This is a genomic window from Curtobacterium sp. MCBD17_013, assembly GCF_003234565.1.
Taxonomy (GTDB): Bacteria; Actinomycetota; Actinomycetes; order Actinomycetales; family Microbacteriaceae; genus Curtobacterium.
The window spans coordinates 82,355-106,177 of sequence record NZ_QKTU01000008.1 but is presented as its reverse complement, the minus strand read 5'-3'; the positions used below and the strand labels follow the sequence as shown (position 1 = coordinate 106,177).

Here is a 23,823-nt window from a genome sequence, read left to right as displayed (position 1 = left end):
CAGGATGCAGTCGTGTCCGAGTCACCCTCATGGCCTGACCCGACGTCCCCCCATCCATCGCCGCCGCGCTGGCTCGCGAACCGGCCGGTGTTCGCCCTCTGGATCCTCACGCTGGGGCTCGTCGTCACCGCGGTGGTGTTCTGGGTGCGCTCGTACGACGAGGTGCACGCGTCCGGCGGCTTCGACGCGTTCAGCCTCACGACCAGTGCGGTGCACCTCGGCGTCGGTGCGGTGTTCTTCGGTCTCGCCGTGGCGACCGCGACGGTGACACTCGTCCTCCACACCCTCGGACACCGGCTGGTCGTCCCGAACCCGGACGCGCCCGACTCGGCGTCCTGACCGCCGAGATCGCACGAAGCGCCATGTGCGTTTCGCCGAGATCGCAGAACACGCCGCTCACCTCGGAAGGTGAACGGCGTGTTCTGCGATCTCGGCGGAACCGGAGGCCGGGCCGGAGGCCGGGCCGGGGGCCGGGCCTACGGCCAGCTGGGCTCCTCGGCCGGCATGATCGCGAGCTCGCGGATCTCGCACCCGGCGGGCTGGCTCAGGGCGAAGATGATCGCGTTCGCGACGTACTCCGGCTCGATGAGCTTGGCGTCCGGCCCCGGCTTGTACTGCTCGGTGCGGCCCTCGAAGAACGCGGTGCGCATGCCCGCGGGGATGATGTTCGTCACGCCGACGACGCCACGGGTCTCGGCCGCGAGCGCCTGGGAGAACCCGCGGACGCCGAACTTCGACGCGGAGTACGCGGTGCCGTCGCCGACGCCCTTGAGCGCCAGCGAGGACGAGATGATGACGACGCGGCCGTTCGAGGCCTCGAGCGCGGGCAGTGCCGCCCGCACGGTCGCGGCGGTGCCGAGCAGGTTGACGCCGACGATGCGCTCCCAGTCGCCCGACGAGATACCGCCGATCGGGGCCGGCTTGTCGATGCCCGCGGCGGTGACGACGGCGTCGAGGCCACCGTGACGCTCGGCGGCGTCGCGCACGGCCTGCTCGGTGGCGGCGGTGTCGGTGACGTCGACGGCCACGCTGTCCCACTCGCTCGGGACCGCGTCGGTCTTCAGGTCGAGCACGATCGGGGTGCCGCCCGCCTCGGCGACGGCGGCGGCGACGGCGGCACCGAGGCCGCTCGCACCGCCGGTGACGAGCACGCGGCCGATGGGCGTGGTGGGGATGGGCATGGGTGTTCCTTTCGGTTCTGCGGTCGGACGGCAGGCGCGGCTGCGGACGGCTGCCGCGCCTCCCGGCCGGACGTGGTCGGGATGGTGCGCGCTCGCGCTACCCGACGCGTTCGAGGGCCGCGGCGAGCCGCGTGGTGGAGCGTCCCGGGTGGAACGGCACGGTGACGACGCGCCCACCCCACTCGGCGAGGGTCCGGGACTCCGGGAGCTCGTCGGCCGAGTAGTCGCCGCCCTTCGCCCAGACGTCGGGCTGGAAGCGGCGGAGGGCCTCGTCGGGCGTCGACTCGTCGAACACGATGACGGCGTCGACGCAGTCGAGCGCGAGGAGGAGCTCGACGCGGTCCTCCTGCGTCATGATCGGCCGGTCCGGGCCCTTGAGCCCGCGGACGGAGCTGTCCGAGTTGAGGCAGACCACGAGGCAGTCGCCCAGCGCTCGGGCGGCCGACAGCGTGCGGGCGTGGCCGGCGTGGAGCAGGTCGAAGCAGCCACCGGTCGCGACCACGGTGCCGCCCGCGGCGCGGACGTCGTGGGCGACCCGGATGGCGTCCCGGTCACTGCCCGGCACGGTGACCGGTGCGGGAGGCGCGAGGAGCGACGCGACGCCGCCCGAGGCCAGGTAGGCGGAGGCGTCGGCGACACCCGCCGCGACGGCGTCCTCGGTCGAGGCGCCCTGCGCGAGCGCGACGGCGACGCCGGCCGCGAGTCGATCACCGGCGCCACAGGGGTCGCCCGCGGTGACGGAGGGCGCGGGGACGAAGCGGGAGTCGCCGGCGTCGGTGCGGAGCAACGCGCCCTTCTCGCCCATCGTGACGGCGACCGCGTGAGCGGACCAGTCGGCGACGAGCTGCTCGCCGGCGGCCGTGGCGAAGGGCACGCCCGAGCCGGTCGCGCCGGAGAAGCCCCGGGCCTCCGCGGCGTTCGGGGTGGCGACGGCAATGCCCGGGACCGGCTGCGCGCCCTTCGGGTGCGGGTCCCACACGACGGGGGTGGTCTCGGCGACGCGGGTCAGGGCCTCCCGGAGCGCGGGAGCGGCGGCGAGGCCACGGCCGTAGTCGGCGACGACGATCGCGTCGGCGCCCTCGAGCGCGGCGGTCATGTCCGCGGTCACATCCGGCACGGGCGGCGTCGCGCAGGCCTCGTCGATGCGGACGAGCGCGTGGTCGCCGACACGCACGCGGGTCTTGACGGGGGTCGCGACGCCGGAGTCCCCGGCGACGACGCGCACGCCGGGCATGCCGTCCCGGAGTTCCACCCCGCGGTCGTCCTGGCCGAGCACCGTGACGAGCGTGACGTCGTGGCCGTCGCGCGCGAGCATGGTCGCGACGAGCCCGGCACCACCGGCGCGGCGGACCTCGTCCTGCACGTCGAGCACGGGCACGGGCGCGTCGGGGCTGAGGCGCTCCGACGTCCCGGTGACGTCGACGTCGAGCAGGGTGTCGCCGACGACGACGATCCGCGTGCGGGTGGTGTCCGTGCGGGCGTTCATGGGCGGCCTCCCCGGAGTCCCTTGAGCGCGGGCTCCATGGCCCGGCAGAGTGCGTGCACGAGGACGAGCTGGGCCTCCTGCACGTTGGCGGAGGGCCCGTCGATGCAGATCGCGTCGTCGACGACCTCGGCGAGGGGGTTGGGGCGCGACCCGGTCATCGCCCAGGTGCGGACGCCGATCGAGCGGGCGGCACGGGCTGCGTTGAGCAGGTTCTCGCTCTTGCCGCTCGTCGAGAGCAGCACGAGGACGTCGCCGGCGCGGGCGTGCGCGTGCACCTGGCGGGCGAAGACGTGTTCGTAGCCGTAGTCGTTCCCGATCGCGGTGACCGCGGAGGACTCGGCGTGCAACGAGATCGCACTGAAGGCGGGACGGTCCCCGTCGAACCGGCCGACGAGCTCGCTCGTCAGGTGCTGCGCCTCCGCCGCGGAGCCGCCGTTGCCGGCCGCGAGGAGCCGCTGGCCCCGGCCGAGCCGCGACGCGAGGTCGTCGGCCCACGCCGCGATGTGGTCGCCGTGCTCGGCGAGGGACGCGATGACCGGGACGGATGCGGCGATGTGGTCGAGGACGAGCGACGCGCTCGAGGCCGGCTCGTCCGACGTCGGCCGTGCGGTGGTGGCGGGCAGGTCGATGGTCATCGGAGGGTCCTTCCGGCGGTGCCCAGGGGGGCGGGGTCGAGCGTGGGGACGGCACCGGCACGGCGACGTCCGGGACGGGTGGAACGGCGACCGGTGATGCGGTCGTACACCCGCTCGGAGTCGGTGGCGATGCGCGCCCACGAGTAGCGGGACTCGACCCGCTCGCGGCCGGCGCGGCCGAACGCCACGCGACGGTCGGGGTCGTCGAGGATCGCGGCGACGGCCTCGGCGACCGCGGCGGCGTCCCGCGGCGGCACGTGCAGGCCGGTGGCGTCCTCGACGACGGTGTCGATGAGGCCGCCGACGCTCGACGCGACGACCGGGACGCCGCAGGCCATGGCCTCGAGCGGCACGATCCCGAACGGCTCGTACCACGGGGCACACACGACGACGTCGGCGCTCCGGAGGACGGTCGGGATCTCGCGCTGGGACAGCTGGCCGCGGAAGGTCACGTGGTCCCGCACGCCGAGCCGGGTGGCCAGGGCGTCGAGGCGCTGGTACTCCGGGTCGTCCACGAGGTCGGCCCCGGCGGTCCCCGCCCCACCGACGATGACGAGTTCGACGTCGCGGCCCGCGTGCACGAGGCGGGCGAGCGCGTCGATCGTCGTGCCGACGCCCTTGCGCTGCACGAGCCGGGAGGCCGTGACGACCCGGTGCCGTCGGCTGCGGACCTCGGTCAGGCCGTCCGGCGTGAACGCGTCGACGTCGACCCCGCAGGGCACCACCGAGATGCTGCGGTTCGGGATGCCGAGGGCCTTGAGCTCGAATGCCTCGTCGGAGCACGTCGCGATGACCTGGTCGGCGCGGCGCCCGACCTCCGGTTCGAGCCACTCGCGCTCGTTCGGGCTGGTGTCGGCCGAGCCCTGGTGGCGGCGCTTCACGACGCCGAGCGCGTGGTACGTGTGCACGACGGGGATGCGCGGCCCGTCGCTGTGGGCACCGAGCTGCTGTGCTGCGTCGAGGGCCGCGAGCCCGGACATCCAGAAGTGGCTGTGCACGATGTCGGGGCGGTCGACGGTCCACGCGGCGACGAGGAACGAGGCGAACTGCCCCATGTACTGGAGCAGGTCGTCCTTCGGCAGGCGTTCGGCCGGCCCGGCGTCGACGTGCACGACGTCCACACCGGGGCGGAGCGACACCCGGCGCGGCAGGGTCGCGTCGTCGCGCCGCGTGTAGACCGTCACCTGGTGCCCGCGGTCGGCGAGCGCCCCGGACAGGGCTGCGACGTGGACGTTCTGGCCGCCGGCGTCGACGCCCCCGAGCGTGGCCAGCGGGCTGGCGTGCTCCGAGACCATGGCGATCTTCATGCGCGGTTCCTTCCGTCGGTGCCATCGGCGACCGGGGCTGCGCCGACCAGGTCGGTGAGCGGTGCCGGGGCCGGTGCGGATCGGTGGTGTGCTGCGAGGTGACGCTCCTGCACGCCGTCGAGGAGGTCGTCCCAGTCGCCGAGGAATCGCTCCAGGGAGTGGCGCGCGAGCACGGCCTCCCGGGCGACGAGGCCGCGGCGACGCGCCTCGTCGGGGTCGGCGACGAGGTGTCGGGCGGTGGCGACGAGGTCTTCGACGTCGGTCGAAATCGCGCCGGCCTCGGCGGGGACCGCACGGGCCGCCTCGGTCGTGCCGAGGACGAGCACCGGCATCGCCATGTGCATCGCCTCGAGCAGGGACAGCCCGAGCGAGGTCCAGCGGTTGAGGTGCAGGTAGGCGCGGCGCTCGGCGAGCTGCGTGTGCATCGGGTCGGGCTTGACGTCCCCCATCACGCCGAGCCGGTCCGGACCGAGTCCGAGGGCGTCCGGGAGCTGGTCGGTGCCCATCCCGAACGCGTCGACGGGAGCGACCGCCGCGAACCGCGGCACGAGGTCGGTCCCGGCGACGCGCGTCCGGCGGACGGGCTCGTTGACCACGACCCCGAACCGCTCGAGCGTGCCGGTGTACCGCGGACCGGGGTCGACGACGCCGTGTTCGATCACCGTCGTGGCGGTCGTGCCGCAGTCCCACATGAGGGCGTTGAAGTGCGTGACGTGCGCGATGAGGACGTCGTCCCGGTCGCGCAGCGGGTGCAGGGACGCGGGGACGTCGACCCGCGGGGCGTTGTGCTCGACGAAGACCGCCGGGACGTCGCGGCCGAGACGGGCACCGAGCAGGCGTTCGGCCTCGGCGAGCTCTTCGGCGCGCTGCAGGACGACGACGTCGACGTCGGCGTCGCGCACGGCCTCGGGCGCGATCTCGACGACGTTCTCGGGCCAGAGCCGGTCGGCGCGACCGAGGCCCCAGGCGTCACGGGCGGGGGTGGTGGGGACGAGGTAGTCGTGCTGGCCCCGGACGAACGCGTCCATCCAGCCGCCGTGCACGTGCCACACCAGGATCCGCACGCCATACCTCCTGCTCGTCCGTCCCCGGCTGAGGGAACGCCGGGAATTCGGACGATACGCACTCCTCCTGCTGCTCGCCTCCCGGTGGGACTGCTTCTCAGGAGTGTTGTACCCCGGACGTGCCCCGTTCCCAGCCAGCGAGGCGCGCGCACGCGGCGACCACGGCCTCCGGGTCGACGGAGCGGAGGCACGGGTGTCCCGGCACCGGACACTCGCGGGCGCGGCTCAGTCGGCAGGGCGCCTGCTGGTCGCCGAGCAGTTCCACGGGCACGCCGTAGGGCGCCCACCGGACCGCGGGCACCACCGGCGAGAACAGACTGACGATCGGGACCCCGACGGCCGCGGCGAGGTGGGCCGGACCCGTGTTCCCGACGACGACGACCTCGGCGCCCGCGAGCACCGACGCCAGTGCCGCCGGGCTCGTCCGGCCCCCGAGGTCGATGCCCGAGGCCCCTGCGGCGGCAGCCGTGAGGTCACGCTCGCCCGGGCTGCCGGTCACGACCACGGTGTGTCCGAGGGCGGCGAGCCGCTCCACGAGCGCGGCGTGCAGATCGACCGGCCACGACCGCGCCGGGACGCTCGCGCCGGGGTGCACCACGACGTACGGTCCGAGCCCGTCGAGCTCCGGGGGCAGGTCCGCCGGGTCGTGGATGACCGCGAGCCGGCCGTCGTCCCCGTCCGGCAGCGCGTACCCCGCCGCTCGGGCGATCTCCAGCGCACGCTCGGGTTCGGGCTGGTCCTCGGGGAAGTCCTCGCCCGGCCGGAGTCGCACGTCGAGCAGTGCCCCCGCGTGGTCGACCGACGCCCCGGTGATCCTCGCGACCCCCGCCAGGCGGAGGAGGAGCGCGACCGGGAGGGGCGACTGGTGGAACGAGGTGAGGACGATGGCCTCGTCGGGCCGAGCCTCCTGGACGATCGCGTCGAACTCGGCGAGCATCGCGGCGTCGACCGGCCGGTCGGTCTCGGTGATCCAGGGGCAGGCCCAGACCCGGAGTTCGTCCACGCCCGGCAGGAGCCGCCCCGCGGGAGCCCCCTGGGGGCCGCAGAGCATCCACACCTCGGTGTCCGGAGCCGCGGCGACGGCCCGGACCGCGGGTCCGCCGACGAGGACGTCTCCGAAGCTGTCGAGCCGGACGACGAGGACCCGGCGCGTCACCGCCCGGTCCCGGCGCGCTCCGCCCCGGCGCGCTCCGCCGCCGCGCGCTCCGCCGCCGCGCGCTCCGCCCCGGCGCGCTCCGCCCGTGCGGCGAGGTCACCCTGGCGGCCGTGGCGCAGCGAGTGGAGCACGAGCGCGACCGCGTCGACGAGCGACTCCGTGGCGACGTCCGCCTCGTCGATCTCCTCGGCCCGGGTGACCTCGGTGGGAACGAGGATGCCGGCCGCTCCCGCGTTGCGCGCCGCGCCCATGTCCGCGCCGATGTCCCCGATGACGACGCACTCCTCGGGCGCGACGCCGAGGCGTTCCGCGGCGTTGACGACCATCCCCGGACGGGGCTTCCGGCAGTCGCAGTCGTCGTCCGGACCGTGCGGGCAGACCTCCCACACGTCGAACGGACCGATGAGCTCGTCCACCCGGGCGTTCACCGCGTCGACCTGGTCGCGGGTCGCGGTCCCCCGGGCGATCGCCGACTGGTTCGTCACGACACCGACCGCGACCCCCGCGGCACGGAGCGCTTGGACCGCGCGGCGGGCCCCCGGCACCGGCTCCACGAGGTCCGGGTCCGTGTTGTAGGGCACGTCGACCACGAGGGTGCCGTCGCGGTCGAAGAGGACAGCGCGAGGGGGGCGGTGCGTGCGCAGGCTCATGCACCGATTCCTACCCGGTCCGGCCGGTCCCCGTCACGCGCCCGGCGCGTCGGGGTCGTCCTGCGCCACGTACTCGCGGACGAGTGCGACGAAGTCCGTCGGTCGCACCCCCGCAGCGACGAAGCGGCTGTCGCGGACCCCGATCGAGCGGAGCACCCGTACGGCGTCGAGGCGGTGCCCTCGCGCAGGCTCCTCATCCAGACGCCATCCCCCGATCGACTCCGCCCCGTGCTCGTGACGGATCGCCAGGAGGTGGTACAGATCGATCAGGTCCTTCGCGCTGTGCCGCGACATCGCGGCCGCGCTCTTGAGGATGGTGGCGGCCTCCACCGTCGGCTCCCGGACCACGAGCTGCTCGGTACGTCCGTCTCGGTGGACGACCGTCGTGTCGATCACGATCGGTGGGAGGGCGAGGGCGAGGTCGAGCCCGAGCGTGCTGTCGAACTGACGCGTCCCGAGCGTCCTCGGCCGCGCTGTCGGGTAGGGCGTCTCGACGATGAGGTCGATCGTCTTCCCTCCCGACACGAGGCGGTTCCCGCCAGCCGTGGCGTACCCCCGATCGAGCAGCCGCGCGTGGACGACATCACGAGCCGCGACCTCGGTGCTCACACCGGCGTCCGCATCGGCAGTGCGTCGGACCTCGAGCCCCGGAACCGGGAACGCCGTGAGCAGGAGACCGACCATGTGACCGCCGATGACGCGCACGTCGTCCAGGTCGGCTGTGGCACGGACGGCATCGGCCAAGGCGCCGTAGGCCAGGTCGTCGGCGGCGGAGGTGCACGGGGCGGTCGCGCGGATCCGGATCACGCGTCCCGATCCCGCCCGCTGAGTACCGCGTTCCGATCCCGCCCGCTGAGTACCGCGTCGCGGAGGACCTGCGCCGCCTCGTGCGCGTCGGGTCCCGGCGTCTGCATGATCTCCCAAGCGGTGATGACCGGATCGGTCGTGCTCGGGGAGGCTTCGGCCCAGGAGCGCGCCGTGGCCACGACGGTCGGGTCTTCGGGCACCGTCAGGAGCAGCGTGGCCTCCAAGCGGTTTGCCACCACGGACCTTGCCGAGAGATCGATGCCGACGGGCGACCACACCGCGGCGCGGACCGGGCGACGCCACGGGACGAGCGCATCCGCCGCGAGATCACCGGAGACCAGCACGTCGCGTCCCGCGACCGCGCGGGCCCGGGCGACTTGCTCGTCGAGCGCAGCGGCGCTCATCCACCCCTGCCGGAGGCCGCCCGGACCGGGGTAGTCGTCGACGCAGTGGTCCCAGAGAGCCGGAGGGTCTGCGCACATCCAGCCGCCGAGCGACCGCGAGACTCCGAACTCCTCGAGGGCGGGGAGCGCCTTCGCGACGGCCTGCTGTGTGATCCCGGCCTCCGCGGCGAGCGCGGCCTGTGTCCGCGGGTGCACCGTCCGCAGGAGGACCCGCCCGAGCGCGAACCGTCCCCACGGCGTCCGACCTCGGGGACGCGCCCGCTCCGGCGGTGCCGCTCGGTCCCGGCGCCAGTGGTCGCCGTCGACGACGAGGTGGCCTTCGTCGACACTCACGACCGCGACACGGTGGTCCTCCACCGCGCGTCGCACCAGGGACGGCGATGCCCGTCGGAGGACGTAGAGGAGCCTCGCCGTCCGGTCGGCCGGGTCGAGGGCCCCAAGGGCGGCCTCGACCCGGCTCGGCGCGGGCGGGCTGTCGAGGACGATCGCTCGAGCAACACGCAGCGACGGGCCGTTCCAAGCGACGGTCCGGGGACCGACCAGGCGCGCGACGAGACCCATCTCCCCGAGGAGGGCCAGTGCGTCAGCGAGGTCGGGCATGGGACGGATCCTACAACTGCATCCGGCTCCAGCCGTATTTGGTTGTACTCCGTGCGGTTGCCGTGCCGGCACACGCCGCCACCACTCCCGGTAGCGTCGACCCGTGCCCGCACTCCCCGCCCTGCCGCCGTCGGACGGCCGCCCCGAACTCGTCGTGCTCCGCGCGATCAAGCTCGGTGACATCCTCATCGCCGTGCCCGCGCTGCACGCACTGCGCCGCGCGTACCCGGAGCACCGCATGACGCTCGCGACCACCGCGTGGCTCGCCCCGATCGTCGAGCTGCTGCCGGGGGTCGACGTGCACCTGGCGCAGCAGGGCCTCGACCACGACATGCCGATCGAACCCGGCACCGTCGACGTGGCGGTGAACCTGCACGGCTCCGGCGGGGAGTCCCGCGCGATCATCGCGCACCTGGAGGCCCGGCACACCATCAAGCACGCCGCGCACGGTGAGGACGGGCTGCCCTGGCTCGACGGCATGCACGAGCGGGAGCGGTGGATCCGCCTCGTCCGCGCCTTCGGGATCGAGGGCGACCCGGACGAGGTCGACATCCGCGTGCCGGACCTCGAGCCCGCGGTCCGGGACGCCGCCGTCGTGCACGTCGGCGCGTTCTACGGCGCGCGGCACTGGCCGGTCGAGCGGTTCGCCGCGGTCGCCCGTGCGCTCGCGGCCCAGGGACTCGACGTCGTCGTGACGGGAGGCGCGGACGACGTCGACCGCGCCACCGCCGTCGCCGAGGGGGCCGGCCTGGCACCGGCCGCCGTGCTGGCGGGCCGGCTCGACCTGCAGGAGTTCGCCGCGGTCATCGCCGCCGCGCACGTCGTCGTGACCGTCGACACGGGCGCCGCGCACCTGGCGTCGGCGTACCACGTGCCGAGCGTCGTGCTGTTCGGCCCGGCGCCGCCGGAGGAGTGGGGCCCGCCGGCCTCTGGTCCGCACGTCGTGCTGACGGACGCGAGCGTCCGCCGGGGTGACGTGTTCGCGACGGAGCCCGACCCGGCCCTCCTGGCGGTCACGGTCGACGACGTCCTGGAGGCGGTGGCGGAGGTCACGGCGCGCGTCGCGTCCTGACCGCGGGTCGGCACCAGCCCACAGCTGCGTCCGGTGCGGGCTCCCCCTCGGCTACCCTGGTCGGCCATGAGCACGACCGACGACGGAGCAGCGGATCGGGCACGCAACGAGACCCGGTCGGAGCGGTACGACCGGAACTGGCGCGACATGCAGCAGGAGCTGCGGATCGTGCAGACGGGCACCCAGATCCTCGCCGGGTTCCTGCTCACGCTGCCGTTCCAACAGCGCTTCAGCATCCTCGACGACGGTGAGATCGCGATCTACCTCGTGCTCGTCATCCTCGCGGCCGGCATCACGATCCTGGCGCTGGGCGCGGTCTCGACCCACCGCCTCCTGTTCGGGCAGCGGCAGAAGCACGACCTCGTGCGCTTCGGCAACCGGATCCTCATCGCCTGTCTCGTCATGAGCGCGCTGCTGTTCGCCGGCACGGTCCTGTTCGTGTTCGACGTCGTCCTGGGACACACGATGGGTGTGATCGGCGGCGTCGTCGTGTTCGTCGCGACCGCGGTGCTCTGGATCGGGGTGCCCCTGGCGGCCCGGCGGACTCGCCACGACGACCAGGAGGACGGCGAGGTGCCTCGGAGCTGATCGCGGCGGACCCGCGGTCAGAGCCCCGCGGTCAGAGCCCCGCGGTCAGAGCCCCGCGGTCAGAGCCCGACGCTGCCCTGCGAGATCCCGCCGTCGACGGTGACGGTGGTGCTCGTCATGTACCCGGCCTTGCCGGACGCGAGGAAGACGACGACCTCGGCGATCTCCCTCGGCTCGGCGAGCCGACCGAGCGGGATCGCGGCGTCGAGCTGCCTGAGCTTGTCGGCGTCCGAGGTCGTCGCGGTGTTGATCGGCGTGTCCACGGCGCCGGGCGCGATGTTCACCATGCGGATGCCGTGGGGCCCGAGCTCGACGCCACCGCTCCGGGCGAGCATCCGCATGCCGCCCTTGGCGACGCAGTAGGCGAGGTTGCCCGGCATCGGCCAGTCCTCGTGCACGCTCGAGATGTTGAGGATGAGCCCGCCGCCGCCCTGCGCCACGAACTGCTTCGCCGCCGCCTGCGAGCCGAAGAACGCGCTCTTCATGTTGATCGCCATGACGCGGTCGTAGCCCTCCTCGGTCTCCTCGAGCAGGGACTTGCGGTCCTCGACACCCGCGTTGTTCACGAGCACGTCGAGCCGCCCGTAGGTGTCGACCGCGGTCTGCACCATGCGGTGCAGGTCGTCGGCCTTCGTGATGTCCGCCTCGACGCCGACGGCCTTGCCACCGGCCTGCTCGATCTTCGCGATGAGGGCGTCCGTCGCCTCGGGGTGCACGACGTAGTCGATGACGATGTTGGCCCCCTCGGCGGCCGCGGCGAGGCAGATCTGCTCGCCGATCCCGCTGTTGCCACCCGTGACCACGATCGTCGTTCCGTCCAGCAACATCTCGGTCTCCTCGCTCCGTCGAGCCGTCGAGCAGGCGCTCGGACCAGCGCCGCCGAACGTACGCGCGGAGTGCTGCCGCCCGACCTCGGGCGAGCGACCGTCGGGTGAAGGACCGCTCAGCTGGCCTTCTTCGAGCGGGACCGAGCGGCAGGCACCTTCTTCTCGCCCTTCGCACCCGCGGTCGACGACGACGCCTTCGCGGCGGACGTCTTCGACGACGCCTTCGAGGCCGCCTTCCCGGCCGGTGCCTTCCGCCGCGGCTCGGGGTCGTCCTCGGCCGCCGCGTCGTCATCGGCCGATCGACCACCCCGGCTCGACCGGGAGGCGCGGTTCCGGTCGACCGACGCGCGCAACGCCGCCATGAGGTCGATGACGTCACCGCCGTCGCCCTCGTCCTCGTCCGGCTGCTCACCGAAGGTCGCGGCGGTGTCGACGTCGTCGCCCGCTTCGAGCTTCGCGTCGATGAGCTGCTGCAGCTGCTCCTGGTACTCGTCGGTGTACTTGCTCGGGTCGTAGTCGGTGGACATGCTGTCGACGAGTGAGGACGACATCTTCAGCTCGTTCGCCGAGACCTTGACGTCCGTGTCGAGGGCCTTGAAGTCGGCTGCGCGGACCTCGTCCCCCCACAGCAGCCCCTGCAGGACGAGGACGTCGTCGTGCACCCGAAGGGCACCGAGCCGGGTCTTCTGCCGGAGCGTGAACTGCACGATGGCGGTCCGGTCGGTGCGATCGAGGGTCTCGCGGAGCAGGACGTACGCCTTGGGCGACCGCGAGTCCGGCTCGAGGTAGTAGGACTTCTCGTACGAGATCGGGTCCACCTGGTCGCTCGGCACGAACTCGAGCACCTCGATCTCGTGGGACTGCTCCTCGGGCAGCGTCTTCAGGTCGTCCGCGGTGAGCACGACCGTCTTGTCGCCGTCGTCGTAGGCGCGCTGGATGTGCTCGTAGTCGACGTCGTGACCGAGCTCGCACACGCGCTTGTACCGGATGCGGCCGTTGTCCTCGTCGTGGACCTGGTGCAGCGCGATGTCGTGGGTCTCCGTCGCCGCGTAGACCTTGATCGGCACGTTGACCAGCCCGAACGCGATGGAACCCTTCCAGATCGACCTCATGGGGCCATGATGCCCGTGCTCGGGTCAGGGCGCACCGGTTCTCCGCGGACCACCAGCGGGAGGGGATCTGAAAGGCCCTTGCAGATCAGCGGGATGGACCGTACGATCCGAAAGCCTCTTTCAGACCAGGACGGAGCACACGTGGACGAGCACGAGCAGCCCGACCGGGCCCCGAGGGCGGAACACCGCCCGGACATCAGCGACCCCGCCGTCCTCGACGCACTCGCTCACCCCGTGCGCCTCGACGTCCTCGCCTACCTCATGTCCGCCGGACCCGCGACCGCCTCGGAGTGCGCTCGTGCGGTCGGGGACTCGCCCTCGAACTGCAGCTACCACCTCCGCGTCCTCGCCGCGCACGGACTCGTCGAGCCTGCGCACGCCACCGACGGCCGGACCCGCCCCTGGCGCGCGACGATCACCGGGTTCACGAACGACGACACCGACCCCGCCGACCGTGTCGGCCTCGACGCGATGCTCGCCGCGGCGCTCCAGCTCGACCACCAGCTGGCGCGCGAGCACCTCCGCACCCGGGACACGCTCCCCGAGGTCTGGCGGTCGGCGGACGTGCACGCCCAGTACGGACTCCGGATCACCCCCGACGAACTCGCCGACGTCGTCGCCAGGATCGACGCGATCGTGCGCCCGTACATCGCGCCGATCCGCGACGTCGCGCCCGACGACGCCGCGCACGTCCACGTGACACTCACCGCCTTCCCGCGGCCCGGCTTCGACCCAGCCGCCGCACGGTCCGGCCCCGCCGCATGACCACCCGCACCGCGCCCCGGCCGGGAGGCCCGGCACCAGGCCGCCTCGCGGGCTCCGCGCTCGCGGTCCCCGCGTTCCGACGTCTGTGGACCGCGGGCGTCGTGTCCGACGGCGGAGACTGGCTCCTGTTCATCGCGCTGCCGCTCGTCGTCCTCCGGCTCAGCGGCTCGGCGCTGACGACGTCCGTCGCGTTCCTCCTCGAACTGCTCCCACCGATCCTCCTGGCACCGGTGGTGCCACGGATCCTCGCCCGGACCGACCCCCGGCGGCTGATGGTGACGGTGAACGTCGTCCAGGCCTGCGGGCTGGTGCCGCTGCTCCTGGTGGGTGGGAAGGGCCTGCCGGCCGGCACCGCGCTGACCGTCGTGTGCGCGGTGATCGTGCTGCAGGCGGTGTGCAGTGCGGTGTTCGAGCCCGCGAAGAACACACTGCTCCCGACGCTCGTCGGTCCCGACCGCGTGGTGTCCGCCAACGCGCTCGTCGGGCTGAACCAGGACGTCGGCCGGCTGGTCGGCGGGCCGCTCGGCGGCGTGCTCCTCGTCGTCGGGGACCTGCCGCTCGTCGCGGGCGTGGACCTCGCCACGTACGTCGTGTCGGCCGTCGTGCTGGCGGGGCTCCCGCGACCCGGGCCGGCAGTGGCGACGACGGACCACGCCGTCCGCGCGGCAGGTGCGGCCGGCGCGGCGGAGGCGGCCGGCGCGGCGGAGGCGGCGGTCCGCGTCCCGACGTCGTCCGCGCCCCGACGTCATCCGCAGGGCCTCCTCCGCGCATTCCGCGACCCCGCCACGCGCGGCGCACTCGCCGTCGTCACGACCGCATCCGTCGCCCAGGGGATGTTCGTCGTCCTCTTCGTGTTCTTCGTGCGCGACCGGCTCGCCGGCTCGGACGCCGACGTCGGCCTGCTCCGGGGTGTCCAGGCGGTCGGTGCGATCGGCGCGGGCCTCGTGCTCGCCGCGATCGCCGGTCGGGTCCGCGTCCGTCGGATCGCACTGCTCGGACTCGTCGGGTTCGCCGGACTCACCGTCGTCGCCTGGAACGCGTCGTTCGCGACGCACGCGCTCTGGCTGTACGTCGTGCTCTTCGCCCTGGTCGGTGCTCCGGGGGTCGTCATGGGGTCCGGGCTCACGAGCCTGCTGCAACTGGGGGCGTCGGCCGCGGCACGGCCTGCCGTGTTCGCCGCGCTCGGTCTCGGCGTCGCGGTCGGGCAGGGCGTCGGCCTGCTCGCGGCTGGAGCGCTCCAGGCCGTCGTCGGCACGATGCCGTTGCTCGAGGTCCAGGCCGGCGTGTACGTGCTCGCGATGGCGCTCGGGTTCGTGACGCTCCCCCCTGGTGCCGACGTCACCCGCAGGGAGCGTTGACCGGACGCGGGGGTCAGTCGCCCGTCAGCGGGCGGCCGAACTCCACGCGCACCTCGAGCGTCGACTCGTCGACGTCGAGCCAGACGGCGGCGATGTCGAGCGCTGCGGCCGCGACGTCGCCGTCCCGCTCCACCTGGCCCAGCGCGATGATCGGCTCCCCTCCCAGCGGGCTCGGCGACGTCAACTCCGGGAGTTCCACGGTCCACCACGCCCCGTCGGGCCGAGCGATGGCCCGCAGGACACGGACCGGATGCGCTGCGATCGTCATGTCGTTCCTCCTCCTCCGTTCAGCGCCACCCCGACGGCACCTTTCCATCGACCTTCGTGATGATCTGCCGCACGAGACCGGCCGAGACCTCGCCGTGCCGCGGTAGGACGATCACCGAGCCTGCGGGGTCGCGCCAGACCTCGTGACTGCCCTTGCCCTGACGGGCGATGACCCACCCGTGCTCCCGGAGGAACCGGGCCACGTCGCGGTCCTTCTGGGGTTTCGGCACCGGGCTGTCTGCGGCCGTTGCCGATTCCGACACATCACATTCCACCGCGGTGTGGACAGCTGCCGCAGAGACCTCTCTGGTGCGGAACCGGATCGCTCCGCCCGCGTCAGGCTGCCGCGCGGATCTCCTCGAGCGCCGCCAGCAGCGCGGCGAAGGCCGGGTGCGCGGGGTCGATGACGTCCATGTGGTCACCGGGGACCACGCGGACCGAGGCGTCCTGTCCGGCCGCTCGCGCCGCGGCGACGTACGCGTCGGACTGGTTCATGGGGACGACGTCATCGCGGTCGCCGTGGACGATGCGGACCGGCAGGTCCGGGACGACCCGCGTCGCCGGGTCGGCCGCCGCGTACCGGTCGGGGTGGGCCGCGGACGTGCCGCCGAGGAAGTCCACCACCGCGCCACCGCCGATGCGGTCCGCTTCGCCGAGCCGCAGGTCGAGCGCGCCGGCCAGGCTGACGGCGCCCTCGAGCGGCAGCACGGCGTCCGGGCGGGACAGCGCCCACACCGCGAGGTGACCGCCCGCGCTGTGGCCGACCGTCAGGACCGGTCCCGGGTCGACGGCCAGTGACGCGGCGACGACGACGAGGTGCTCGATCGCGGCCGCGGTGTCGTCGAGCGTGCCCGGCCAGCCGCCACCGTTCGGCAGCTGCCGGTACTCGATCCGCCACACGTTCCAGCCCCGACCCACGAGGGCCTCGGCGAGCGGGGCGGGTCCGTCGAAGTAGTCCGGGGTGCCCCGCCAGAAGCCGCCGTGGATCAGGATGACCGTCCCGCGTGCCGGGGCCTCGGCGACGTGGAACACGCCGTACTGCATGGGATCGTCGCCGTACTCGGAACGCTCTGGCATGGACACGACCGTACTCGGGGCGCGCCCTCTCCCCACCGGTCCTGCACACGCCGGAGCGCCACCCGCTCCCCGTCGTGCGACCGATCGCGCCGGAGGCTCCGAGCAGCGACCACATCCGGCGTGTTCGATGGCCGCATGAGCCAGCTCGACAAGCAGGACCCCCGGACACAGTTCCCCCAGCCCCCGTACCCGCCGCAGTCGCAGGAGCTCCCGGGCGGCACGAACGCGATGGACCCGAAGCCGGACCACGGCGAGACCAGCTACGTCGGCACCGGCCGGATGCCGGGCTACCGAGTGCTCGTGACCGGTGCCGACTCGGGCATCGGCCGGGCCGCGGCGATCGCGATGGCGAAGGAGGGCGCGGACGTCGCCCTGAACGCGCTGCCCGAGGAGCAGGAGGACCTCGAGGAGGTCCGCGACGTCATCGGCGACCTCGGACGCAAGGCGGTGATCCTGCCCGGGGACCTCACCGACGAGGCCACGTGTGAGCGGATCGTGGCCGAGGCGGTCAGCACCCTCGGAGGCCTCGACTCGCTCGTGCTCGTGGCCGGCCACCAGAAGGTCAACGAGGACATCACGACGACGAGCACCGAGGACTTCGACCTGACGGTCAAGGTGAACCTCTACGCCATGTTCTGGCTCTGCCGGGCCGCGGTCCCGCACATGGCCCCCGGCTCGACCATCGTCACCACCGCCTCCGTCGCGGCGTACCAGCCGCAGACCCGGCTCCTCGACTACGGCATGACCAAGGCCGGCATCATCACCTTCACGAACGGCCTCGCCGGTCAGCTCGCGAGCAAGGGCATCCGCGCGAACTGCATCGTCCCCGGGCCGATCTGGACCCCGTTGCAGCCCGCGTCGTACGACAGCGCCGAGATCGAGCACTACGGCGAGGGCACACCGTTCGGGCGGCCGGGCCAACCGGTCGAGCTCGGAGCGGCGTACGTGCACCTGGCCGGCCCCGAGTCGAGCTACACGTCCGGGTCGACGCTGACGATCGCGGGGGCGACGGGCATGGCGCTGTAGCGATGGCCGGGACGACGACGCGCGGCCGGACGATCACGGTCGGCGACCGCCGCATCACGCTGACGAACCTGGACAAGGTGCTCTACCCGGAGACGGGGACGACGAAGGGCGAGGTCATCGCCTACTACGTCGAGGTGGCGCCGTGGATGATCCCGCACGCGAAGGACCGCCCGCTGACCCGGAAGCGTTGGGCGAACGGCGTCGAGGGCCCCGTGTTCTTCGAGAAGAACCTGCCTGACAGCGCCCCGGACTGGATCCGCCACCGGGTCGTCCACCACAAGGACCACGACATCGAGTACCCGCTGCTCGACGACGTCGCGACCCTGACCTGGGTCGCCCAGCAGGCCGCCCTCGAACTCCACGTGCCGCAGTGGCGATTCGACGCCGACGGCACGCCCATGCGCCCGGACCGGCTGGTCCTCGACCTCGACCCGGGCGAGGGTGTGGGCCTCCGCGAATGCGTCGAGGTGGCGCACGCGGCCCGGGAGCTCCTGCACGGTGCCGGCCTCGAACCGATGCCCGTCACGAGCGGCAGCAAGGGGATCCACCTGTACGCAGCGCTCGACGGCTCGTCGACGTCCGCGCAGGTCAGCGAGGTGGCGCACGAACTCGCCCGCGCACTCGAACAGGACATGCCGGACCTCGTGCTGTCGCAGATGTCCCGCGCTGCCCGGAACGGCAAGGTGTTCGTCGACTGGTCGCAGAACAACGGCAACAAGACCACCATCGCCCCGTACTCGCTCCGTGGCCGCGCCCAGCCGACGGTGGCCGCGCCCCGCACCTGGGACGAGCTCGACGACCCCGACCTCCGGCACCTGACGATGGCCGAGGTCGTCGAGCGCCTCCACACCATCGGCGACCCCCTGCACCCGGTCGCCGCCGCCGCACTCGCGGTCGGGAGGCCCGACCACGGCCACTGGGAGAGCAACCGGAACCCGGACGGCTCGTTCAAGGAGGACGAGCCGAACCGCGCGCACCGGACCGAGCAGCCGAGAGGCGCGGCACCGGACCGCCTCGCCACCTACCGCTCGATGCGCGACGCCTCCCGGACGCCGGAGCCCGTGCCGCAGGGCGCCCCGACCGTCCGCACCGACGGTCGGCCGACGTTCGTCATCCAGGAACACCACGCGAGCCGGCTCCACTACGACTTCCGACTCGAGCACGACGGCGTGCTCGTCAGCTGGTCCCTGCCGAAGGGCGAGCCCGAGGACCCGGGCCAGAACCACCTGGCCGTGCAGACCGAGGACCACCCGCTCGAGTACGGGGGCTTCGAGGGCACGATCCCGAAGGGCGAGTACGGCGGCGGCAGCGTCACCATCTGGGACCACGGCACGTACGAGCTCGAGAAGTGGCGCGAGGGCCAGGAGGTCATCGTCACCCTGCACGGCGTCGGCCGCGGCACCCGCCGACTCGCGCTCCTGCACACCCGCGGGCGCGGCGGGGACGAACGGAACTGGCTGATCCACCGGACGAAGCAGCAGCCCGAGGGGCTCGACCACGGCGACGCCGCGGTGGGGGCGACGTCCGCACCGGAGTCCCCCCGGTCCTCCCGACCGCCCGCGGCGACGGCGCCGCCAGCGGACACCGACGCGACCGAGCGGTTCCGTCCGATGCTCGCGAGCCCGGCGAAGACCCCGGGCGCGCTCACGCCGGACCGGTGGGCCTTCGAGATGAAGTGGGACGGCATCCGTGCGATCGCCGAGGTCCGCGACGGACACGTCCGCCTGACCAGCCGGAACGGGAACGACCTGACGAGCCAGTACCCCGAGCTCCGTGCCCTCGCCGACCAGGTCGGGGTCGACGCGGTCCTCGACGGCGAGATCGTCGCACTGGACGACCGTGGCCGTCCGGACTTCAGCGACCTCCAGAACCGCATGGGGCTGTCGCGCGCCCGGGACGTCGAGCACGGGATGCGCACCACCCCGGTGCGGTTCGAGGTGTTCGACGTGCTCGAGGCGGACGGGCACGACCTGACGCGCGTTCCGTACGACCACCGCCGGGAGGCACTGGCCACCGTCGTCGAGCCCGGGGGCCCGATCGACGTCCCCCCGGCCGCCGACGGAACGCTCGAGGACGCCATGGACGAGAGCCGTCGCCGCGGCCTGGAGGGCGTGGTCGCCAAACGACGCGACTCCCGCTACTCGACCGGCCGCCGCTCCGATGCCTGGGTGAAGATCAAGCACCACGCCACGCAGGAGGTCGTGGTCGGCGGTTGGAAGCCCGGCACCGGACGCCGCGCGGGCGGGGTGGGCTCGCTCCTCCTCGGGATCCCCGACGGGGACCGCCTGCGCTACGTCGGCAAGGTGGGCACCGGGTTCCGGGACCGCGACCTCGACGAGATCGAGGCGGTCCTCGGCCCCCTGGCCCGGGCCGACCCGCCCTTCGCCGACGTCCCCCGGGCGGACGCCCGGGATGCTCGATGGGTCGATCCCGTCCGGGTCGGCGAGGTCGAGTTCGCGGAGTGGACGAACGGCGACCGGCTGCGGCAGCCCTCGTGGCGGGGATGGCGGACGGACAAGGACCCCGGGGACGTGGTCCGCGAGTCCTGACGGGTCAGGCGCCGGGAGCGGGTTCCTCCGCAGCGGCACCGCCACCGGTCACCGGCAGTCCCGAGTCGTCGCCGGTCTGGTCGTCCTCGGTGGGCTCCAGCCGTTCGGCGACGAAGTGCTTCGCGTCGTCGATGGCGTCCTGGCTCCGCTGCAGCGGGCGCTCGTCGGCCTGCTCGGCGGGGTGCTGGTCGTCGCTCATGTGGGCCTCCTGATCGTCGGTCTGGATCCCCGTCGACGCTACGCGGGCCGACGCGGCAGCGCCCGTGTCGGCGCGCTCGGGCGCGTCGGACGAGCGCGCCCGCGTCAGATCGGTGTGTACGGCAGGTCGGCGTCCACCGCCGAGGCGGGCGCGGACGACGAGGGCATCGGTGGCGCGGCGGGCGCCCCGATCGCGTCGGCCGCGTCGAGGACCGCCCGGCTCGCCGCGGCCGCCGTCCGCAGGGCGTCCGCGGCGGACATGCCGTCGGTCACCGCGGTCCGGACCTCGACGCCCCAGGGCTCGCCGTGGCCGAGCTCGCGGGCGACGTGCACGAACGCCGGGAGGTCCCCCAGGCCGCCACCGGGGAGCGCGCGTCGGTCTCCGGCCCGTGTCGACACCGAATCGGGGCCGGCGGCGTCCGAGAGCTCGACGGCGAACAGGAACGCGGGGTCGATGGCGGCGCGGAGGGACGCGACGGTGGAGCCGCCGGCGACGGCGTGGGCGATGTCGAGCACGAGGCCACCGTTCGGGTGCCCCGCCTGCTGGACGAACCGCGCCGCACGTTCCGTGGTGCCGAGGTTCGACGTCGGGGCTGCCGACAGCACGACCTGCGCCCCGACCTGCTCCGCCTGTGCGGCGAGGGCGAGCCAGTCGTCGGCCATCGTGGTGGGGGAGGTCATGGGCGTCGTCGTGTCCGCGGCGACGACGATCTGCGCCGCCCCGAGCGCGGCCGCCGCCTCGAGCACGACCATCCGGTCCAGGTCGCTCAGGGCGCGTCGGTCCCCCGTCGTCCACCAGTCCTCGAGCGTCCCGAGCTGGACCCAGACCAGGCCGACGTCGTCGAGGACCCGGCGCAGTGCCTCCAGGCCGATCGTGACGCGCGTCTCGTGGAGGTCCTCGAGTCCCAACCCGATGCCGGAGAACCCGGCCCGGGCGACCGCCCGGATGCGCTCGGCGACGGGGAGCGCGCCGAGCGCGTCCGTCCCCGAGCGCGCGTCCGCGACCGCGGGTGCCCAGCACCGCGCGAGCAGGTCGTGTTCCTCCATGTCGACCCTCCGTCCGTGCGCCTCCGGCGTCGTGGCCTTGCTACTCCCCACGCCTCGGGAGCACCCCCAGGAGCCGGAGCCGCTGGGGCGGCCGGAGACGACGGGGAAGGCGCCTCACGGCAGCACGATGCGGAGCACGCCGGGTCGACCCGCCGGCACGACCGTCAGTCGCACGCCGCCCGCGTCCGCGAGGAACACCTCGTCGACGCCGGGAGCACCGATCGACGCGGTCCCGTCGGCCCCGACGTGCCAGGTCTGGTCCGCGCTGCCGTCCGGGTCCCGCAGGTCGACGACCGGGTTCGCCCACGGGCTCGACGGGCGCATGCGCGTGAGGCAGCGTCCGGCGTCGTCGTGGATCGACCCGATCGCGTCGGCGACCGGCCCCGGGTCGAACGGGAACCGGAAGCACGCCGCTGCCGCCAGGGCGTCCGCGAGGGGACCCCGTGCGGCGACGACGCCGTCGGGCCCGATCGCGACGTGGACGCCGGTCGCGTCGTCGCGGAGCACGAACGGACGCGGGCGCGGCGGTTCGACCACCGTGAACACGCCCCGACCGGTCGAGCCGGACGCCGTGTGCCGTCCGACGACCGCGAAGACGCCGGGCACGGTCCCCGCGCCGAGTCCGGCGCAGCGTGCGATGCCGGCCGCGTCGGTCCGGAGCGTCCGGATGGTGGCGCCGTCCTCGAACGTGGGCCCGGCGCCCTCGACCACGGCGAGCACCTCGGCTTCGACCGGGACGCCCTCGCGGGTGAGTCGCAGCGCCACGTCGCTCAGGTCGGCTCCGGTCGGGCGGGTGGTCGGCTCGGGGACCATGACGTCGAGCGTGTGCGCCGGGCTCGACGCGTGGGCCGGCGTCGCGACGACGACGCCGATGGCGGGGAGGCCCCAGGCGGCCCCGAGGAGGAGCCGACGTCGTCCGGGCCCCGGTCGTCTGCGGGTCGCGGTGACGGCGTCCGTGTCCGTGTCCGCGTCCGTGTCCGTGTCCACCATGTCGTCCCCCTCCGTCCCCGGCTCCCCCGCCGGGCATCGACGCTGCAGCGCCCTCCGCGCCGGCGGGACGTGTCTAGCGGACGGCGCGCCACGCGGCGTCCGGGCGCACGCCACGGCGGCTCGGCACGCCCCGCCGCTCATCCACCGGTTCACCCGGCGGGTGACGCAGTGATCCGGGACAGGACGACGGACGGGAGGGACGGGGCGAGCCGCCACCGTCCCTCCCGTCCGTCGTCCTGGAGCGGAGCGCGCTTACGCGCCGGCCTTCGAGAGGGCCTCGAACTCGTCGTCCGTCAGGTCGATGAGCGCGCCCGCGAGGTTGTCCTCGAGGTGGGCGACGCTCGACGTGCCCGGGATCGGCAGCATCACCGGCGAGCGCTTGAGCAGCCACGCGAGCGCGAGCTGCGAGGGGCTCGCGTCGTGCTGCTTCGCGAGCTCGGACAGCGGGCTGCCCTCGCCCGAGAGCTGCCCGGTCGCCAGCGGGAACCACGGGATGAACCCGATGCCCTGCTCCTCCGACCAGTCGAGCAGTTCCTCGGAGGACCGGTTCGACAGGTTGTACAGGTTCTGCACGGTGACGATCGTGGCGATCTCCTGCGCCGCCTTCACCTCGTCGACACTGACCTCGCTGAGGCCGATGTGACGGATCTTGCCCTCGTCCTGGAGCTTCGCCAGCTCGCCGATCTGGTCCTCGAGCGGGACCTTCGGGTCGATGCGGTGCAGCTGGAAGAGGTCGATGCGCTCGAGGCCGAGGCGGCGGAGGCTCATCTCGGCCTCCTGGCGCAGGTACTCCGGGCGACCGACCGGCGGCCACTCGTTCGGGCCGGTCCGGGTGAGGCCGGCCTTCGTGGCGATGACGATGTCGTCACCGTAGGGGTGCAGGGCCTCGCGGAGGAGCTCCTCGGCGACGTACGGACCGTAGCTGTCCGCCGTGTCGAAGAAGTCGACCCCGAGCTCCACGGAGCGCTTGAGGACGCGGATCGCCTCGTCGTGGTCCTTCGGCGGTCCCCAGACGCCGGGGCCGGTCAGCTGCATCGTGCCGTAGCCGAGGCGGTGCACCTCGAGGTCACCGCCGATGCGGAAGGTGCCGCTCGCTGCGGCGGGGCGGTTCGAGTCGGTTGCGGTGGTCATGCTCGGGGGTTCTCCCTCTCGTCGACGGTCCGGGTGCTCCGTCGTCGACGGACGCCCCGGGGGTACCGCGGTCCGGTGTACTCCTGGTGCACCGTCCGTGCCTGGGGCAACGTGTCGCCCGTCGGTGCATTCCCCGGGCGCGAGCCGCGCGTGGCGGGTGAGACAGCCGAGCGGGCGGCTGCCGACGGTGGTGACCGGGCAGGTGATCTCCTGCTGCTGACGCCCGGACCCCCGGCAGAACGCCAGGCGCGGCCCCAGGGCGGACCTACCGTCGTGCAGGACCCGGCGCGACCGCCGCGTCCGCTGACCGGAAGGGAACGCCTGTGTTCATGGGCCTCACGGGACTCCACCTGCTCATCATCGTCGGCGTGGTGGTCCTGCTGTTCGGCGCCACCCGGCTGCCTGCGCTCGCGAAGGGCCTCGGCGCGTCGCTGCGGATCCTCAAGCAGGAGAGCCGGGCGGACGACCATGCCGAGGTCACGCCGCGGGACGAGGACGGGGCCTGACCGCTCCCTGCCGCCGCCCG

Annotated in this window: 26 protein-coding genes; 8 read left to right on the top strand and 18 right to left on the bottom strand. The window is 73.6% G+C overall.

The genetic code is table 11. The features are described from left to right. Positions 1–12: 12 nt before the first annotated feature. Positions 13–339: a hypothetical protein gene (locus tag DEI81_RS10425; RefSeq protein ID WP_146244074.1), complete on the top strand. Its 327-nt coding sequence runs from the start codon at positions 13–15 to the stop codon at positions 337–339. A 137-nt stretch (positions 340–476) separates the two neighbouring features. Here the strand turns inward: DEI81_RS10425 and DEI81_RS10420 are convergent, their stop codons facing one another. From DEI81_RS10420 to DEI81_RS10380, 9 genes are all read right to left on the bottom strand, one after another. Continuing rightward, on the bottom strand, positions 477–1,181 hold the full coding sequence (locus tag DEI81_RS10420; protein ID WP_111010658.1) for an SDR family oxidoreductase: 705 nt from the start codon (positions 1,179–1,181) through the stop codon (positions 477–479). A 97-nt stretch (positions 1,182–1,278) separates the two neighbouring features. After that, positions 1,279–2,667: a PfkB family carbohydrate kinase gene (locus DEI81_RS10415; RefSeq protein WP_111010657.1), complete on the bottom strand. Its 1,389-nt coding sequence runs from the start codon at positions 2,665–2,667 to the stop codon at positions 1,279–1,281. Then, entirely contained in the window at positions 2,664–3,302 is a 639-nt protein-coding gene (locus DEI81_RS10410; protein WP_111010656.1) for an SIS domain-containing protein, read from the bottom strand. Before DEI81_RS10410 ends, DEI81_RS10415 begins: the two co-directional genes overlap by 4 nt. After that, entirely contained in the window at positions 3,299–4,609 is a 1,311-nt protein-coding gene (locus DEI81_RS10405; protein WP_111010655.1) for a glycosyltransferase, read from the bottom strand. Before DEI81_RS10405 ends, DEI81_RS10410 begins: the two co-directional genes overlap by 4 nt. Beyond that, positions 4,606–5,673: a glycosyltransferase gene (locus tag DEI81_RS10400; protein ID WP_111010654.1), complete on the bottom strand. Its 1,068-nt coding sequence runs from the start codon at positions 5,671–5,673 to the stop codon at positions 4,606–4,608. Before DEI81_RS10400 ends, DEI81_RS10405 begins: the two co-directional genes overlap by 4 nt. Before the next feature lie 97 nt (positions 5,674–5,770). Beyond that, on the bottom strand, positions 5,771–6,829 hold the full coding sequence (locus DEI81_RS10395) for a glycosyltransferase family 9 protein (protein WP_111010653.1): 1,059 nt from the start codon (positions 6,827–6,829) through the stop codon (positions 5,771–5,773). Continuing rightward, positions 6,826–7,479, bottom strand: coding sequence for an HAD-IIIA family hydrolase (locus DEI81_RS10390; protein ID WP_111010652.1), 654 nt, complete (start codon positions 7,477–7,479; stop codon positions 6,826–6,828). Before DEI81_RS10390 ends, DEI81_RS10395 begins: the two co-directional genes overlap by 4 nt. 33 nt (positions 7,480–7,512) lie before the next feature. After that, on the bottom strand, positions 7,513–8,286 hold the full coding sequence (locus DEI81_RS10385; protein WP_111010651.1) for a hypothetical protein: 774 nt from the start codon (positions 8,284–8,286) through the stop codon (positions 7,513–7,515). Next, positions 8,283–9,290: a hypothetical protein gene (locus DEI81_RS10380; protein WP_111010650.1), complete on the bottom strand. Its 1,008-nt coding sequence runs from the start codon at positions 9,288–9,290 to the stop codon at positions 8,283–8,285. The genes DEI81_RS10385 and DEI81_RS10380 overlap by 4 nt, the downstream gene beginning before the upstream one ends. Before the next feature lie 103 nt (positions 9,291–9,393). Between DEI81_RS10380 and DEI81_RS10375 the strand changes: the two genes are divergently transcribed. Together DEI81_RS10375 and DEI81_RS10370 are read left to right on the top strand one after the other, a co-directional pair. Then, on the top strand, positions 9,394–10,362 hold the full coding sequence (locus DEI81_RS10375) for a glycosyltransferase family 9 protein (RefSeq protein WP_111010649.1): 969 nt from the start codon (positions 9,394–9,396) through the stop codon (positions 10,360–10,362). A 66-nt stretch (positions 10,363–10,428) separates the two neighbouring features. Further along, positions 10,429–10,950, top strand: coding sequence for a DUF6328 family protein (locus DEI81_RS10370; protein ID WP_111010648.1), 522 nt, complete (start codon positions 10,429–10,431; stop codon positions 10,948–10,950). 59 nt (positions 10,951–11,009) lie between these two features. Here DEI81_RS10370 and DEI81_RS10365 read toward each other — a convergent pair whose 3' ends face one another. Together DEI81_RS10365 and DEI81_RS10360 are read right to left on the bottom strand one after the other, a co-directional pair. After that, entirely contained in the window at positions 11,010–11,777 is a 768-nt protein-coding gene (locus DEI81_RS10365; protein WP_111010647.1) for an SDR family NAD(P)-dependent oxidoreductase, read from the bottom strand. A gap of 116 nt (positions 11,778–11,893) precedes the next feature. Then, positions 11,894–12,889, bottom strand: coding sequence for a Ku protein (locus tag DEI81_RS10360; RefSeq protein WP_111010646.1), 996 nt, complete (start codon positions 12,887–12,889; stop codon positions 11,894–11,896). Between the two features lie 141 nt (positions 12,890–13,030). Here DEI81_RS10360 and DEI81_RS10355 point away from each other — a divergent pair, with 141 nt between their 5' ends. Both DEI81_RS10355 and DEI81_RS10350 read left to right on the top strand, forming a co-directional pair. Next, positions 13,031–13,654, top strand: coding sequence for a helix-turn-helix domain-containing protein (locus DEI81_RS10355; RefSeq protein WP_220035674.1), 624 nt, complete (start codon positions 13,031–13,033; stop codon positions 13,652–13,654). Beyond that, complete coding sequence (locus DEI81_RS10350; protein WP_111010644.1) at positions 13,651–15,012, top strand: MFS transporter; 1,362 nt, start codon at positions 13,651–13,653, stop codon at positions 15,010–15,012. The genes DEI81_RS10355 and DEI81_RS10350 overlap by 4 nt, the downstream gene beginning before the upstream one ends. Before the next feature lie 13 nt (positions 15,013–15,025). Here DEI81_RS10350 and DEI81_RS10345 read toward each other — a convergent pair whose 3' ends face one another. The 3 genes from DEI81_RS10345 to DEI81_RS10335 all read right to left on the bottom strand — a co-directional run bounded on the left by DEI81_RS10345 (position 15,026) and on the right by DEI81_RS10335 (position 16,356). After that, positions 15,026–15,280 (bottom strand): hypothetical protein, encoded by a 255-nt coding sequence (locus tag DEI81_RS10345; protein ID WP_111010643.1) that lies wholly within the window; start codon positions 15,278–15,280, stop codon positions 15,026–15,028. A gap of 19 nt (positions 15,281–15,299) precedes the next feature. Further along, positions 15,300–15,482 (bottom strand): type II toxin-antitoxin system HicA family toxin, encoded by a 183-nt coding sequence (locus DEI81_RS10340; protein ID WP_258368626.1) that lies wholly within the window; start codon positions 15,480–15,482, stop codon positions 15,300–15,302. A gap of 133 nt (positions 15,483–15,615) precedes the next feature. Then, positions 15,616–16,356 carry a S9 family peptidase gene (locus DEI81_RS10335; RefSeq protein ID WP_146244073.1) on the bottom strand — a complete coding sequence of 247 codons (741 nt, stop codon included), beginning with the start codon at positions 16,354–16,356 and terminating at the stop codon, positions 15,616–15,618. Positions 16,357–16,491: 135 nt separating this feature from the next. Between DEI81_RS10335 and DEI81_RS10330 the strand changes: the two genes are divergently transcribed. Then, positions 16,492–17,382 carry an SDR family oxidoreductase gene (locus DEI81_RS10330; protein ID WP_111010640.1) on the top strand — a complete coding sequence of 297 codons (891 nt, stop codon included), beginning with the start codon at positions 16,492–16,494 and terminating at the stop codon, positions 17,380–17,382. 2 nt (positions 17,383–17,384) lie between these two features. Then, complete coding sequence (locus DEI81_RS10325; protein ID WP_111010639.1) at positions 17,385–19,931, top strand: ATP-dependent DNA ligase; 2,547 nt, start codon at positions 17,385–17,387, stop codon at positions 19,929–19,931. A 4-nt stretch (positions 19,932–19,935) separates the two neighbouring features. On the opposite strand, the gene DEI81_RS10320 is transcribed toward DEI81_RS10325, so the two are convergent. The 4 genes from DEI81_RS10320 to DEI81_RS10305 form a co-directional block, all read right to left on the bottom strand. Continuing rightward, positions 19,936–20,130 (bottom strand): hypothetical protein, encoded by a 195-nt coding sequence (locus DEI81_RS10320; RefSeq protein ID WP_111010638.1) that lies wholly within the window; start codon positions 20,128–20,130, stop codon positions 19,936–19,938. Between the two features lie 104 nt (positions 20,131–20,234). After that, complete coding sequence (locus DEI81_RS10315) at positions 20,235–21,176, bottom strand: sugar phosphate isomerase/epimerase (RefSeq protein ID WP_111010637.1); 942 nt, start codon at positions 21,174–21,176, stop codon at positions 20,235–20,237. A 114-nt stretch (positions 21,177–21,290) separates the two neighbouring features. Further along, positions 21,291–22,166 (bottom strand): hypothetical protein, encoded by an 876-nt coding sequence (locus DEI81_RS10310; protein WP_111010636.1) that lies wholly within the window; start codon positions 22,164–22,166, stop codon positions 21,291–21,293. Between the two features lie 252 nt (positions 22,167–22,418). Continuing rightward, on the bottom strand, positions 22,419–23,297 hold the full coding sequence (locus tag DEI81_RS10305) for an aldo/keto reductase (protein WP_111010635.1): 879 nt from the start codon (positions 23,295–23,297) through the stop codon (positions 22,419–22,421). Positions 23,298–23,626: 329 nt separating this feature from the next. Here DEI81_RS10305 and DEI81_RS10300 point away from each other — a divergent pair, with 329 nt between their 5' ends. Beyond that, complete coding sequence (locus DEI81_RS10300; protein ID WP_258368642.1) at positions 23,627–23,803, top strand: twin-arginine translocase TatA/TatE family subunit; 177 nt, start codon at positions 23,627–23,629, stop codon at positions 23,801–23,803. The last annotated feature ends 20 nt before the right edge of the window (positions 23,804–23,823 follow it).